The sequence below is a fragment of the Halarcobacter bivalviorum genome, from assembly GCF_003346815.1.
GTDB lineage: Bacteria > Campylobacterota > Campylobacteria > Campylobacterales > Arcobacteraceae > Halarcobacter > Halarcobacter bivalviorum.
This window is the reverse complement of record NZ_CP031217.1, coordinates 1,148,151-1,162,902: the sequence shown is the minus strand read 5'-3', so window position 1 is coordinate 1,162,902 and position 14,752 is coordinate 1,148,151. Positions and strand designations below refer to the sequence as shown.

General features: G+C 27.0%; 13 protein-coding genes and 1 pseudogene. 4 read left to right on the top strand and 10 right to left on the bottom strand.

Annotated features, from left to right (window positions below):
* Positions 1-126 precede the first annotated feature (126 nt).
* Positions 127-303, top strand: a complete 177-nt coding sequence (locus ABIV_RS05920) for a DUF1653 domain-containing protein (protein ID WP_114838984.1) — start codon at positions 127-129, stop codon at positions 301-303.
* Between the two features lie 13 nt (positions 304-316).
* On the opposite strand, the gene ABIV_RS05915 is transcribed toward ABIV_RS05920, so the two are convergent.
* From ABIV_RS05915 to ABIV_RS05890, 6 genes and pseudogenes are all read right to left on the bottom strand, one after another.
* On the bottom strand, positions 317-718 hold the full coding sequence (locus ABIV_RS05915) for a hypothetical protein (RefSeq protein WP_114838983.1): 402 nt from the start codon (positions 716-718) through the stop codon (positions 317-319).
* A gap of 3 nt (positions 719-721) precedes the next feature.
* Positions 722-1,036, bottom strand: a complete 315-nt coding sequence (locus ABIV_RS05910; protein WP_114838982.1) for a hypothetical protein — start codon at positions 1,034-1,036, stop codon at positions 722-724.
* Between the two features lie 68 nt (positions 1,037-1,104).
* A complete protein-coding gene (locus tag ABIV_RS05905; RefSeq protein ID WP_114838981.1) occupies positions 1,105-1,953 on the bottom strand; it encodes a hypothetical protein in 849 nt (282 codons plus the stop codon).
* A gap of 202 nt (positions 1,954-2,155) precedes the next feature.
* Positions 2,156-2,857 carry a peroxiredoxin gene (locus tag ABIV_RS05900; RefSeq protein ID WP_114838980.1) on the bottom strand — a complete coding sequence of 234 codons (702 nt, stop codon included), beginning with the start codon at positions 2,855-2,857 and terminating at the stop codon, positions 2,156-2,158.
* A 733-nt stretch (positions 2,858-3,590) separates the two neighbouring features.
* Positions 3,591-5,984 (bottom strand): annotated as a pseudogene (locus tag ABIV_RS05895) (methyl-accepting chemotaxis protein); the annotation flags it as partial.
* A gap of 115 nt (positions 5,985-6,099) precedes the next feature.
* On the bottom strand, positions 6,100-6,447 hold the full coding sequence (locus ABIV_RS05890) for a hypothetical protein (RefSeq protein WP_114838978.1): 348 nt from the start codon (positions 6,445-6,447) through the stop codon (positions 6,100-6,102).
* A gap of 66 nt (positions 6,448-6,513) precedes the next feature.
* Between ABIV_RS05890 and ABIV_RS05885 the strand changes: the two genes are divergently transcribed.
* Together ABIV_RS05885 and ligA are read left to right on the top strand one after the other, a co-directional pair.
* The gene (locus ABIV_RS05885) at positions 6,514-7,251 is read left to right on the top strand and encodes a class I SAM-dependent methyltransferase (RefSeq protein WP_228254356.1); all 738 of its coding nucleotides are present in this window, start codon (positions 6,514-6,516) and stop codon (positions 7,249-7,251) included.
* A 17-nt stretch (positions 7,252-7,268) separates the two neighbouring features.
* Entirely contained in the window at positions 7,269-9,215 is a 1,947-nt protein-coding gene (gene ligA, locus ABIV_RS05880; RefSeq protein WP_114840463.1) for an NAD-dependent DNA ligase LigA, read from the top strand.
* Positions 9,216-9,221: 6 nt separating this feature from the next.
* Here ligA and ABIV_RS05875 read toward each other — a convergent pair whose 3' ends face one another.
* Genes ABIV_RS05875 through ABIV_RS05865 form a run of 3 tightly spaced genes read right to left on the bottom strand, consistent with a single transcriptional unit; the run spans position 9,222 to position 12,382 of the window.
* Positions 9,222-9,794 carry a response regulator gene (locus tag ABIV_RS05875; RefSeq protein WP_114838976.1) on the bottom strand — a complete coding sequence of 191 codons (573 nt, stop codon included), beginning with the start codon at positions 9,792-9,794 and terminating at the stop codon, positions 9,222-9,224.
* Complete coding sequence (locus ABIV_RS05870; protein ID WP_114838975.1) at positions 9,791-11,584, bottom strand: sensor histidine kinase; 1,794 nt, start codon at positions 11,582-11,584, stop codon at positions 9,791-9,793. The genes ABIV_RS05875 and ABIV_RS05870 overlap by 4 nt, the downstream gene beginning before the upstream one ends.
* A 12-nt stretch (positions 11,585-11,596) precedes the next feature.
* Positions 11,597-12,382 carry a phosphate/phosphite/phosphonate ABC transporter substrate-binding protein gene (locus ABIV_RS05865; RefSeq protein ID WP_114838974.1) on the bottom strand — a complete coding sequence of 262 codons (786 nt, stop codon included), beginning with the start codon at positions 12,380-12,382 and terminating at the stop codon, positions 11,597-11,599.
* Positions 12,383-12,590: 208 nt separating this feature from the next.
* Here ABIV_RS05865 and ABIV_RS05860 point away from each other — a divergent pair, with 208 nt between their 5' ends.
* The gene (locus ABIV_RS05860) at positions 12,591-13,064 is read left to right on the top strand and encodes an acyl-CoA thioesterase (RefSeq protein WP_114838973.1); all 474 of its coding nucleotides are present in this window, start codon (positions 12,591-12,593) and stop codon (positions 13,062-13,064) included.
* 24 nt (positions 13,065-13,088) lie between these two features.
* Here ABIV_RS05860 and ABIV_RS05855 read toward each other — a convergent pair whose 3' ends face one another.
* A complete protein-coding gene (locus tag ABIV_RS05855) occupies positions 13,089-14,681 on the bottom strand; it encodes an ABC-F family ATP-binding cassette domain-containing protein (RefSeq protein WP_114838972.1) in 1,593 nt (530 codons plus the stop codon).
* Between the last annotated feature and the right edge of the window lie 71 nt (positions 14,682-14,752).

Genomic DNA, 14,752 nt, shown 5'->3' with positions numbered 1-14,752 from the left:
ACTCTCTTTTTGTCACAAGCTCGTCACACTTAATATCTAAGTTAATTATTTTATTTATCTCATATAAACACATTAAAAAAGCTCTTATGCTAAAATTCCACTTAGAAAAATTACAAGGCTAAATTGATGAACAATAAATATACCTACAAAGGTAATAACTACTATGTTTTAGAAGATAAGGTTAAAATCCAAATCGATGATGTTTGGGTAGAAGGTGTTTTATATACAACTGATGATTGTGAGTACAAGTTTGTAAGAAGCAAAGAAGAGTTTTACTCAAAATTTAAAAAGGTAGAAGAGTAGTTTTTAAGATAGTTTATCTATCCATTAAAACTTCTGCTTCACTTCTAAGTTTTTTATTTAAAAACTTTTTTTCTCTATCAGAAAATTTTGAGTTACTTTTTTGTTTAGTTTCTTTATAAATTTTCTGCTTTTCTGGTTTTTCTTCTACTTCTTTTAAAACAGTATTGTTTTGTTTAAAAAGTGTTAATAATATATATGCTGATACACCTATATTTAGTAAAATTACAAACCATTTTATAGGAAGAATATAATTTAGATATTGAGTTTTTTCAGTCAACTTCAAATACTCTATAATATCTGCATATATCCACTGAGATAACAATACAGTTGAAAGTAGTAACACTACAAGGGTAAGTCGCTTTCTAAACTTATATACAAGTGTCCAAAATATTGCTGATTTAACTTGTCTAAACATACATTACACCAAAAAATCAAGGCCAAGTAATGCTAATGCTCCAACTAAGGTTGTATTTTTCATAGTATCTTTAATTTTTTGTTTTTGGGCTGTTAGCATTACTTCAATCTCTTCATCTGTATAATCATCAAATGACTTATGTCTCATTGCAAGTTCAGCTTTTAAATTGATTATTGCTTTTTCTTGTATTTTAAAATCTATTTTTTCTTTTACACTATCACTTTTTATTTTGGCATAATCATAAGATTTATCAAATTGTTCTTTTGTGATATTTACCAAGTTTTGTGATGATGTTTTAAACTTTTCAATTAGTGCCATTAAAATACCTTAATATGTTTATAGGTATCGATTGTAGCGTAAATACTTTTAAATGATTAACTTAAAAGTTAAAATTTATACATCAAAGATAATGCCATTACTTTAGTATCTACATCATCTCTATTCTCAGGAAGTTCTTTCCCATTTTGAAATGAATACTTAGCAATAATATCAAAGTTCTTAAATTTCTTACCAAAACTTAGCATATAGGTTTTATCTTGTTGCATAGCATGATGTTGTACCTTTGTTCCATCATCTAAAACTGTAAAAATTCTCTTTCCAAAAAAAGCGCCAACACCAGCTACATAACTTTGATAGCTTGCTGCAAACTTTATACCAGTAGTAAAATAGTCTTTGTCTTTAAATACATAGTTTCCATAAGTTTTACCATCAATATCAATCTTTTTAGCAAGAGCAGTTGCTTTTAATTTGATATCTTTTATTTTAAAACCTTTTGAAATAGCAAAATCATATTGCTTTACATCAAAATCTTTATAATCACTTTTGTATGCACTTAATGAAGTACTTAAACCTTTTGAGAACTGATAAGTTCCACCTAAACCATATACTTTACCTTGGTCTGTTGGTGCTAGATTATCTATAATTTTTATATAGCTAGTTTTTAAAGCAAAAGAGTCATTTATTTTATAGTTATATTTAATACTATATTTTTCTACATCTAAAGATTTCAAGTTTACTTTTGAAAGAGAATGCTCTCTAATAACATTATCCCCTTGATAAGATAAATCAATTTTATGATTTGACACCTTGTGTGAAATACCTACAGTTTTAACATTTCCATCTTTTTTTGTCATAGAATTTTTATAGTCTTTAACTCCATACTCATAAGAAATACTACTATTATTTGCATATGAAATGACACTTAATAAGAAGAAAAAGATTATTGATTTCTTCAAAATTTATCCTTTTTTTGCAACTTAGTTGCATTTTAGGAATTATAAGTTAAAACTATTTAAATGCAACTTAGTTGCATAAGTATTTTTTATTAAATTAAGCTTCATAGTTGCGGTCAATTGTTAGTAACTTATCATTAATGACCGCAATTATCAAACATATAAAAGAGTTAGTTAAACTAACTCTTTTTAAAGTATTATTAAATTAAGACATAATCTCTTCAATTGTAATATAATCACCAACTCTACCTGTCATCTTTTCAACATCTGTATTTACAGGAAGTGTTTTTTTACCAGGAACCCATCCTGCAGGACAAACTTCACCAGTTTTTTCTGCATGTTGCCAAGCTCTAACTTGTCTTAAAAATTCATGTACATTTCTTCCTACCATTGGAGCTTGTACTTCTTGTGCTACGACTGTTCCTTCAGGATTGATTAAAAATCTACCTCTTAATGCAACACCCTCTTCTTCAATCATTACACCATATGCTCTACTAACTTCTCCAGTAGGATCTGCTGCAATTGTAAGTTTTAACCCTTTTAAAATTGGTTCAGTCTCAACAAATCTTTTATGAGAAAATTTTGTATCTGTTGATACAGCAGTAATTTCTACACCTAACTCTTGAAACTCATCATATTTAGCATTCATTGCTGCAATTTCTGTTGGGCAAACAAATGTAAAATCTGCTGGATAAAAACATACAACATGCCATTTACCTTTCATATCTTCACTATTTACTTCAGTGTAGTGACCTGATTTTGAATCATATGCTTCCATTTTAAATGCTGGTGCTTTTCTTAATACTAAACTTGAACTCATTTGTTTTTTCTCCTCATGAATATTATTTTCTTCTTTTATAGTTTTAGAAGTTTCTTCTATTGCTTTAACTCCTGTATCGCAAGCCATTTTTTATCCTTTCATTTAAGATAATAAATATTAAAAGATAAAATTTATCCTTTAATTGAAGAACTTTACCACTCTTATATTTAAAGTTTTATTAAAAAATTATTAGTTTTACTTATAATACTATAATAAGTTTACGTAATATATAACAATAGATTTTTTATTTTAAAATAATCTATTGTCTAAGTAGGTATGTATTTACTTTTAAAATATCATTTAAAGAATTAAAGACCTCAGTTGTAGCCTCTTCTATTTCTGAAGCTGAGTTTTTAAGAGTTTTATTATCAACTCTTGAAGCATTTAGATTTATATAGTCTTGTACTTTATTATGTACTAATTCATGTTTATTTTTTAATACTTGCCACTCTTTTGAATTTACATAATCTCTATTTTCTGTTTCACAAGTTAGAACCCATTTTCCTAAATTACAAGACTTACAATCTGAAACTGTACAAGTTTTAAACTCATCTAAATCATCAAAATATTTTCTTTTGAAATTGATATGGTCATTTTTATATTTTGAAACCTCTTGAATTAAAGAGATATCATCAACCATATCATAATATTTATCATCGATTTGAGCTTGAGAAGTAATTCCTAATAATCTTCTAGATAAAGAAGCAACTTGCTTTGAAAGATTATCAATATTTGAAGAGGTTGTTGCATTTTTTTGCGTCATTTGATCAAGTAGATTTATTGCATTATTTATTTGAACCATTCCACTTTCTTGCTCTTTGATTGCAGTACTTACATTATTTATAATCTCTCTTGTTTGAGAGATTTTATTTGCAAGACTATCATATCCTTGAATCATCTCATTTGCAATTGTTTTACCTTCATTTGATTTTATACTTGCATCTTCTACAAGTTTTTTAATCTCATTTGCAGCTTCTGCTGACCTATTTGCTAAGTTTCTTACTTCTCCTGCAACAACGGCAAAGCCTTTTCCAGCTTCTCCTGCTGTTGCAGCTTCAACTGCTGCATTTAGTGAAAGGATGTTTGTTTGGAAAGCAATTTGGTCAATAACAGAAATTGCTTCACTTATAGCACTTACTTTTTCATTTATTTCATCCATTGAGTATGAGGTTTTATTTGCAAGTTCATTTCCTGTATTTGCACTACTATTTAATTCACTTGCGATGGTTAACATCTTACTTACATCATTTGAACTTGATTGCATATTACTTGTAATTTCTTCTATTGCTGCTGCTGTTTGCTCTAAACTTGAAGCTTGTTCATTTGCACTTCCTGAAAGCATTTTTGAAGATTGAGTAAGAGTTTTAGTATTGTGTTCTAACTCTTTTCCTGCATTTGTAATCATTGCTATAAGTTGAGAAGTCGATTGTCCTAAAAGAACAGAACCAGTTGATAAAGTACCAAAGTCTCCATACATTCCTATTTTTTCTTCTTCACTTAGTCTAAAGTTATATTTACCCATGGCATAATGGTCTAATACTTTATTTATATTATTTACTTTTTGTTTTGTGTAAGTAATCATTTTATTGATAATTTGTTTTAAAGATTCAACCTCATTTGTTGCAGCTACTTCATGAACTTTATACTCAAAAAACCCATTTGAAACTTTTCCCATAACATCACTAATTTCTACTACAACTTTTTTATCTTGTTCTATTGAAGCCTCTATCTTTTGGATTTTTTCATTCATATCTTTTGTCATTAAAGCAAACTCATCACTACCTTTTACTTCCATAGCTTGAATATGTTCTTTTTCTCTAATAACATACATAAAGAAGTCTTCAAGTCCTGCTTTAAAGCTTTTTAGTGAATTTACTATTACTCTTGTCATAAAAAGACTTATTGCAAAAACTATCACTAACATAATAATATTAAATGAAACCATCATTATAAAATCTTTATTTAAACTAGAGTTTTTTTCATCAATATAGTTTTTTATTTTTACGGCTAAACTATTTGATAAAGAGTTAAAATAATCAATTCTATTTGTAGATACTAAAAACCATTTATTAGAATCAACTCCATACATATTTGAACTAAGTTGTTGTAAGGCTTGTATTGCTTCAGTATCATCTACTTGAATTAAAGAGTTAATCTCTTTTATGCTTTTATTTAAAGAGTAAGCATCCATTACTTCTAAAGAATTTCCTAAATAAGCATCAAAAATTCTTTTAATATCTTTTAAAAATCTTTTTTCCTCTTTTGTTATACCAGCTATTCTTCTATATTTATTTAGATTTCTAGAGATTGAAGTATGAAATTTTTGAATATTATTTAAATATTTATCTTCTCCACTTAAAACATAATCTTTAAAATTGTGGATTAAACCTCCATATCCTGAATAAGTCTGAATATCTGAGATTATTTGGTCTTTTGTACTTTTGTTATAAATTATATCTCTAAAGTTTTCTACTTGTTTACACTCTTCACAAGTAGACATTTTTTCTAACAACTCTAATTGTTCACTTGTAGCTACTTTTTTAAACAATTCTAAAAAAGTTTGTTGAGCTGCTACAGAAGAAGTAAAAGTATAATAATCTTCATTTGTAAGTTGCCCTTTTTCAAAAACTTCTCTTACTACTCTTCTTTCTAGAGTTGCTTTTTCAATAATATTTGCAATTGAGATATAAGCTTGAAGTTTTTTTGATAAGATTCCATCATTACTATAACTTAAGATTTCATCCATAAAAGATAAAATTGTATCTACTATTGAAGTATAATAGATTAATAAATCCTCATCACTTATAGAAATAGAATCTATTTTATTTCTTGTATCATTTATTAAAGATAGTTGTTTTTTTAAATTATCTATTTTTGTATTTATATCATTTGAGTATTTAGAAGTATCAAAGTTTTTAATATATTCATCTAAAGCAGAAATTCTCTCATTACTCTCATTTCTTACAGTTTTTAATTCATTTTTTTTTGTTTTTCCATAACTTGTTGTAAAAATTAAACTGATTTCTCTCTCTTCTTGTATAGAACTTAACAGTTTATTAGAAAGAATTGATAACTCTAAATAATTTTTTGTATTAATCATTGCATTTTTTTCTTCTAATTTACTAAGTGAGATATCTACAGAAAGAAAAATAATAGTAAAAATTGGAAGTGCTAAAATAAGTAAGATCTTATTTTTTAAAGAGATATTGTGCATTAAGTTGTCCCTCATATTATTTTTTAAGGTGACATCTTATCTTCCAATGGTTACATGGCGATTACATTTATTATTTATCTAAAATAAAAGATAAAAAAATGAGTAAAAAGTATAGTTATTTAATCTTATTTTTTGCTAATTGAATATCATTTCTATATTTATAAATCATATAATCAATTAAAGTTGTTCCTTTATTTTTAGAGAAGAATGATAACATTTCAAAAATTCTATAACTCATTCTAAAAAATGCAGTAAAAGGAATAAGATAAGTAACTAAAGTCTCATATTTCCTATAAGGGTAATAAAAATCAAATTCAGCTTTTAACTCTGATAATACTTCATTTTCTTGAAGTAACTGTTCTCTTGATTTTTGATTCATGGTTCTAATTGCAAGTGCTAGGTTTGTCAAAAACATTAAAAGGTTTAAGTTCCAACCTAAAATAAAAATCTCTTCGTATGTCAATTTTATATACTCCCTTATTTTGATAAGTTATTTTAACAAAATAGCCATGTGTTTATTCTTTTACATATGTTCTTTTTGTATAATAGAGTTTTCAAAAGGATTTACTTGAAGTTATTAGAAAACAATATTACTCAAACTATTGAAGAGATTTATTTAATAGAGACTCTTAACTTAAATAATAAAAAAATATTAGAGCTTGGTTGTGGAAATGCCACAATGACAAAAAAAATTGCAGAAAATGGTTTTGATAGGCAAATCATTGCTTGTGAAGTAGATAAAATTCAGCATGAAAAAAATCTAAAAGAACAAATAGAAAATATAAAATTTCTTCTTGCAGGAGCAGAAAATATTCCCCTAGAAGATAACTCTATTGACTTTGTTTTTATGTTTAAATCATTTCATCATGTTCCAAAAGATATGATGAATAAAGCATTAAGTGAGATAAAAAGAGTTTTAAAACCAAATGGTATTGCTTATATTTCTGAGCCTCTTTTTCAAGGTGAGCAAAATGAACTTATAAGACTATTTCATGATGAAGAGCAAGTAAGAATTAATGCCTTTGAAGCTATAAAAAATGCAGTAGAAAAAGAAGAGTTTAAACTTTTTAGAGAAGTTTTCTTTCAAAGTGAAGTTACATATAAAAGTTTTGAAGATTTTGAAGAAAAGATGATGAAAACAACTTATAATGATAATAATATAGATGAAACTTTAAGACAAAAAGTTAAAGATAAATATGAAAGTTTTAGTGATAAAGAAATCACATTTTTAAAACCATTTAGAGTTGATATATTACAAAAGGTATAAAAAATATGGAAGAATTAATTACACAAGAAGAGTATGACAAAAATATACAAACACTTATTTCATGGGCTCATGCTTATTATGTAGAAGACAATCCTCAAGCAAGTGATGAAGAGTATGATAAGTTAGCAAGAACTTGTTTAGCCTATGAGCAAACTTACCCACAAAATTCCCACCCAAACTCTCCAAACAAAAGAGTTGGAGGTATGATTCTAGAAGGATTTCAAAAAGCAAGTCATCTTTCAAGAATGTGGTCTCAAGAGGATGTATTTAATACAGAAGAGTTAATTGACTGGATAAACAGAGCAAAAAAAGTAAATACAAATTTAGAGTTTATGTGTGAACCAAAATTTGATGGAGCTTCATTAAATCTTATTTATGAAAATGGTGTTTTAAAACAAGCTATTACTAGAGGAGATGGAAGTGTTGGTGAAGATGTAACAAACAATGTTAAAACAATACACTCTATTCCACTACAGATAAAAGAAAAGTCTCTTTTAGAAATAAGAGGTGAAGTTGTTATCAAAAAAGCTGATTTTGAAAAAATCAATGAACAAAGAGCTAAAAATAATGAACAACTTTTTGCAAATCCAAGAAATGCAGCATCAGGAAGCTTAAGACAATTAGACCCTTCTATTACAGCTTCGAGAAAACTATTTTTCAATGTTTGGGGAGTAGGACAAAACTCTTTAGAGTTTAAAAGAATCTCTGAAAAGATGGATTATATCTACTCTTTAGGCTTTGTAAAACCTCCAATGCAAGTTGTTGTAAATGATGTAGAGGGTATTGAAAAAGTTTACCATGAGATAATTGCTTCAAGAGATGATATTCCTATGATGCTTGATGGGATGGTTGTAAAAATTGATGATATAGAGACACAAGAAGAGTTAGGATATACAGTTAAGTTTCCAAGATGGTCTTGTGCATATAAATTTCCAGCAGTAGAAAAAACAACAAAAATAAAAGATATTATCCAACAAGTTGGACGTACCGGAGTTATTACTCCTGTTGCCGTTGTAGAACCTACACATATAGATGGAAGTATGGTTGAAAGAGCCTCTTTACACAACTATGATGAAATAGAAAGACTTGATTTAAGAATCAATGATGAAGTTATTATTATCAAAAGTGGAGATATTATTCCAAAGATTACAAAGGTATTTCATGAAAGACGTGACGGAACACAAGAGAAAGTTTTAAGACCAACAAATTGTCCAAAATGTGATAGTCTCCTTCATGATGAAGGAACTTTAATTAAGTGCCAAAACCTTGATTGTCCAAGTATTGTTACAAACTCTATTATCTATTTTGCATCTAAAAACTGTATGAATATTGATGGTTTAGGAAACAAGATTGTAGAACTACTTGTAAATGAAAAAAAGATTTATGATATTTTAGATTTATACTCTTTAAAATATGAGGATTTACAAGATTTAGAAGGCTTTAAAGAGAAGAAAATATCAAATTTATTAAATGCGATTGAAAAAACAAAAGGAACAACTCTACATAGAGTTATAAATGCTTTAGGAATTGAGCATATTGGAGAAGTAGCTTCTAAGCAAATCTGCTTAGAGTTTGGTTTAGAAGTTATAAATATTGATTTAGACTCTTTAATTGCCCTTGATGGTATTGGAGAGCAGATGGCTAAATCTTTTGTTGATTTTATGGGAGTAAATAAAGAGTTAGTTACAAAACTAATTGATATTATAAATCCAGAAGTAGAAGTAAAACAAGAAGTTTTAGAAAATGCTTTTAAAGGTAAAACTGTTGTTTTAACTGGAACTATGAGTAGAAGTAGAGGTCTTATTAAAAAGGAGCTTGAAGCTTTAGGTGCAAAAGTTAGTTCATCTGTATCAAAAAAGACTGACTTTCTTATTTATGGAGAAGATGCAGGAAGCAAATATGATAAAGCTATTGAGTTAGGTGTTTCTGCCATAACAGAAGAAGAGATGATAGAAATGATTTAATCATTTCTACTCACTCTTATCTTTTTTGAAATCCTTATTAACTAAATTATGTAAATCAACTAAGCACTCATCTAAATCTAATAAATCTTTATAGTTTGTATCTAATTCCTCTATCATACTATTTATTTTAATTTGTTCTAGATATAACTTATCTTTTTCTTGTAAATCTTGTTTATGTTTTTTATTTTCAGAAAAAAGATTTAAATAGACTCTTAATTTAGAACAAAAAATTTCATCATCTATAGGCTTTGCTATAAAATCTATTACTTTAGAAGAACTTCCATAAGCTTTTTTTTGATGTTCTATGTCATTATAGATTCCAGTTATTAACATAATTGGAATATCCTTAGTTGATTCAACTTCAGAAAGATATTTCACAAATTCAAAGCCATCAATTCCAGGCATTTGAATATCACTTAAAATTAAATCAATATCATTTTTCATTATATGAAGTAAAGCTTCTTGAACACTTAAGGCTTCTAATATTTCTATATTTTCAAAACTATCTTCAAGTAAAAGTCTTAAAGAGTAAATATTCTCTTGAATATCATCAAGAATTAAAATTGTAAAGTTTTTCATAACTTATCCTTTATAAGTTTGCAAATCTCCGTACTATCTAAAGATTTATCAATAATAATAAATTTATTCAATATCTCAGTATCTATTAGCTCTTTTCTAATTAGTAGTACAACATTTTTATTATTTAATTTTTTAATTTCATTTAAATCATTTTTATCTACATCAAGAATATATAAAACATACTCCTTATTTAAAATTCTATTTTTATAATCTTTTATTGTTGAGACTTGTTCTATTTCTATAGTTTTATTAAGCTCAATAATTGTCTTAAATAGATGAATAGGATTTTTATTTAAAAAAAGAATAGTTTTACTCTGCGTTTTCTTTTCTATAAAACTCTTTTTATTCTCTAATTCTTCTTCATTTTTTGCAATAAATACCCTAAAAGTTGTACCTTTATTAAAAATACTTTCAACTTTTATATCTCCTCCAAGAAGAGTACTTAACTCTTTACAAATTGATAAACCTAAACCTGTTCCACCATATTTTCTTGTAGTACTTTCATCAGCTTGTTTAAACCTATCAAAGATATCATCTAACTTCTCTTTTTTTATTCCTATTCCTTCATCCTTTACAATTAATTCAACAAATTTATTTCTATCTTTTACAAGTAATGTAATTTTTCCTTTTGAAGTAAATTTCAAAGCATTACTTAATAGATTTTCAACAATTTGTTTTATTCTTGTTTTATCACTATATATAAAAGTTATAGATTCATCATACTCTACAAAAAGTTGAAGTTTTTTATTTACAACTTGAGGATTAAAAGTTTCATAAATATCTCTTATTAAAAATTTTAAATCTACATTCTCTTTATTTAGAGTCAATTCTCTTGCTTCTAATTTAGAAATATCTAAGACATCATTTATTAAATAAAGTAGATCATGTCCGCATTTATTAATTACTTTTAAATTATAAATATCTTTTTCACTAAGATTTTTATTTTTATTTTTAGACATAACTGAACTAATAATATTTATTGAGTTTAGGGGTGTTTTTAGTTCATGACTCATATTAGCTAAAAAAATATCTTTTGATTTATTTGCAATAAGCAATTCTTCTTTTTGCTCTTGTAAATCTTTTGTTAGGCTATTTAAACTCTCTCTTCTTGCTTTTAAATCATGTTGCATTTTATTTAAAGAGTTAGCAAGAATCCCTATTTCATCTTTACTATTTTTATAAGGAATATCTGCTATTTTAGTCTCTCCAATCTCTTCTGCTACAGTAGATAAATTAGTAAGCATTCTTGTTAATTTTGAACCAATTAAATAAGATAATAAAGTAGAAAGAAGAATTTCAACAATAATAATAGCAATAGTATTTCTCATATTTTGTTTAATAAATAATCTATTTTCAGAAGTATCAAATACTACATATAAACTACCTAAAAAAGTCTCATCTTCTTCTATTTTTTTATATCTAATCTCATAATTCTCATCAGCAAACTCATGATTAAAACTTTTTTGATATTTGATTAATTCATTTAAAGTAAAATGTTTGAAACTATAATTTTCTGAAAGAAGTTTTCCATTTGTATCTAAAACAGCAATAGAATTTACATGGTGTAACTGTTTTGTTTTATAAAGTAGATTATCAATAGTTGCTAAATCATATATACTTAAAGGTACTTTGAGCATCTCATTTAAAAAAGTTAAATTAGATTCAATTTGTTCTTTAATAAGTTTATTAGAAGAGTTATTTATGGCAATAAAATTAATTGAAACAATTAAAATTATAAAAAAAACTTCTAACAGTACAAAAGATACAATAAATCTATATTTAAATGACATTTCGACTCTTTTTTAGTTTGCTTTTACTTTTTTTATTACTTCATACTCTTTTGAATCTGTAATAATAAAGTTTTTTATACTTAATATCTTTTTTAACTCATCTGGCATATTTAAAAATGCCTTTTGTAATTTTAAAACTACTTCATTATCTAATCTTGGATGTGCAGCAATAGGATGACTTGGATAAGCTTTTGTTTTATAAACAATAAAGATTTTATCTTTATCATTTTTATCTTGGAAATTATTATAAGTTCTAACAATTCCTCCTCCAATATCCCCAACACCTCTTGCTACACCTTTATATACAGAATCATGTGAATTTACATATAAAACTTTTGCCTTTTTGTCAATATCAAAGTTATATAAAGTTCTAAACTCAAATTTTGTTAGAAGTGTTGCTGCAAAAGCATTTGGAGCAGGAAACAAAAAAGTTTTACCCTCTAAGTAAGTTGCATCTAAACTAAAATTTTTATCTTTACTAAGTAAGATTCCCTCTATATTTTTATCTGCTCTTGTAAAAGCTTGATACTTTTGTTCTTTATTTGCAACAATAAAATGGTATGGATTCATATACGCTATGTCATAAGCACCAGAATATAATACTCTTTCAAAATCTGGTATAGATTTTTCAGTTTTAAATACAATATTTATTCCTGTCTCTTCTTGTAAATACTTTGTAATTTGATTCCATTTTTTAGAGAGTTTTAAAGGGCTTTGTTGAGGAACCACACCTAACGTAATCTCCTTTGCAAAAGTACTAATGGCAAATATAAACAATAAAAAAGCTATTTTTTTCATAGAAAATCCTTTCTTTATAAAAAGTATTATAACTGTGAAAAGTATTCAAAAAGTATCACAAGATAAGAGTTTTAGTGAGTTTTTAGAAAAACAATATGTTACTTTTTTATATAGCTTTTAATATATGATAAGAAAAATTTATAAATATGTCTTAATTTTTCTCTTTTATTACATATAATAAAATTAGAAAAATATTAAGGGCTATACGATGAGTAATAAAATAGATAAATCATTAACAATGACAATGCTTATGACACCAGACAAAGCAAATTTCACAGGAAATACAGTTCATGGTGGAGAGATTTTAAAAATGCTTGATCATGTAGCTTATGCCTGTGCTGCAAGATATTGTGGTACATATGTTGTAACTCTATCTGTAGATATGGTTTTATTTAAAGACCCTATTAAAATTGGTTCATTAGTTACTTTCCATGCTTCTGTAAACTATACAGGAAGAACTTCAATGGAAATTGGTATTAAAGTTATTTCAGAAGATATTAAAGACCATACACTTAAAAATACGAATGTTTGTTATTTTACTATGGTTGCAGTCGATGAGAAAGGTAGTCCACTACCTGTGCCAAAATTAGAACCTACAACAGAAGATGAAAAAAGAAGATATAACGACGCTATAAAAAGAAGAGAAATTAGAATGTCTTCAAGACACTCTAAACATCATTAATTAAAATCTTAAATCAAAAGAAGCTTATGCTCCTTTTGACTCAATATATTCCTCATAAGAACCTTTGAAATCTACAATAGAACCATCTGGTTGAATCTCAATAATTCTATTTGCATAAGCATCAAGTAATTCCCTATCGTGAGAAACACAAATCACAGATCCTGGATACTCTAATAATCCCTCTCCAAGTGCAATAATAGCTTCAAGGTCTAAGTGGTTTGTTGGCTCATCAAGTACCATAAAGTTTGGTTGTTCTAACATAATTTTAGATAACCACATTCTATGTTTTTCTCCCCCTGAACAAGACTCAACTTTTTTCTCTTGCTCTTGACCATTGAATAACATTCTTCCAAGACAGTTTCTGATTTCATTAATATCAGCATCTCTATCAAAACTTCTTAACCAATCATATAAAGTCATATCACCTTTAATAATATCAGTTGCATTTTGAGGGAAATAACCATTTTGGATAGTTGCACCCCAGTGAACTTCACCAGCATCAGCTTGTACATTTCCAACAAGGATTTCACAAAGAGTTGTTTTACCAATACCATTTGGACCTATTAAAGCAATTTTGTCACCTTTTTCAACTAAGAAAGAGATATCATTTAGTACTGTTTGACCATCATAAGATTTGCAAATTCCTTTAACTGTTAATAACTCTTTACCAACTTCTCTTTTTTGTCTAAAGATAATAGAAGGGTCTCTTCTACTTGAAATCTCAATTGCTCCAATATCTAACTTATCTAATTGCTTTTGTCTTGATGTTGCTTGTTTTGCTTTAGAAGCATTTGCTGAGAATCTAGCGATGAATTTTTCTAATTCTTCTTTCTCTTTTTGCTTTTTATTCATATCAGCTTGTTTTTGTTTAGCTAATACTGTTGAAGCAATATACCAATCATCATAAGTACCTGTAAACTCTCTAATTTGTTTATAGTCAACATCTAAGATATGTGTACAAACTGCATTTAAGAAGTGTCTATCGTGAGAGATTACAACCATTGTACCATCATGGTGTTGTAACTGATTCTCTAACCAACCAATTGTTTCAATATCTAAGTTATTCGTAGGCTCATCTAGGAATAATACATCTGGTTTTGGATATAAAACTTGTGCTAATAAAACCTTGAATTTATCTCCACCTGTTAATGAAGACATTAAGTTTTGATGTTCAGAAGAAGGAAAACCTAAATCTTCTAAGATTTTAGTAATCTTTACATCATACTCATAAGTTGGGTCTTCTTCAACACAAATAATCTCTAACTCTGCAAGTCTATTATTTACTTCATCAGTAAATTCTGGACTCATATATAATTCTTCTTTCTCTTTGATGGCATTATATAATCTTTTATTTCCTAATAAAACCGTATCAAAAAGAGTATACCCTTCATAAGCAAATTGGTTTTGGCTTAATGTTCCAACTTTTTTACCATTTTGAATTTGAATCTCACCTTCTGTAGCATCTTCTTCTCCAGAAAGGATTTTAAGAAAAGTAGATTTACCAGCACCATTTGCACCAATAAGACCATATCTTTTCCCTTGATCTAATTTTAAATTAATATCTTGAAATAACACTCTAGGTCCGAATGCTTTTTTAAGATTTACTACTTGAACCATAAATTAACCTTTTTGTTCTTATTTTTGGGCGATTATACCTAAAGTAAGCTATAAATAGAGTTAGAGATTTT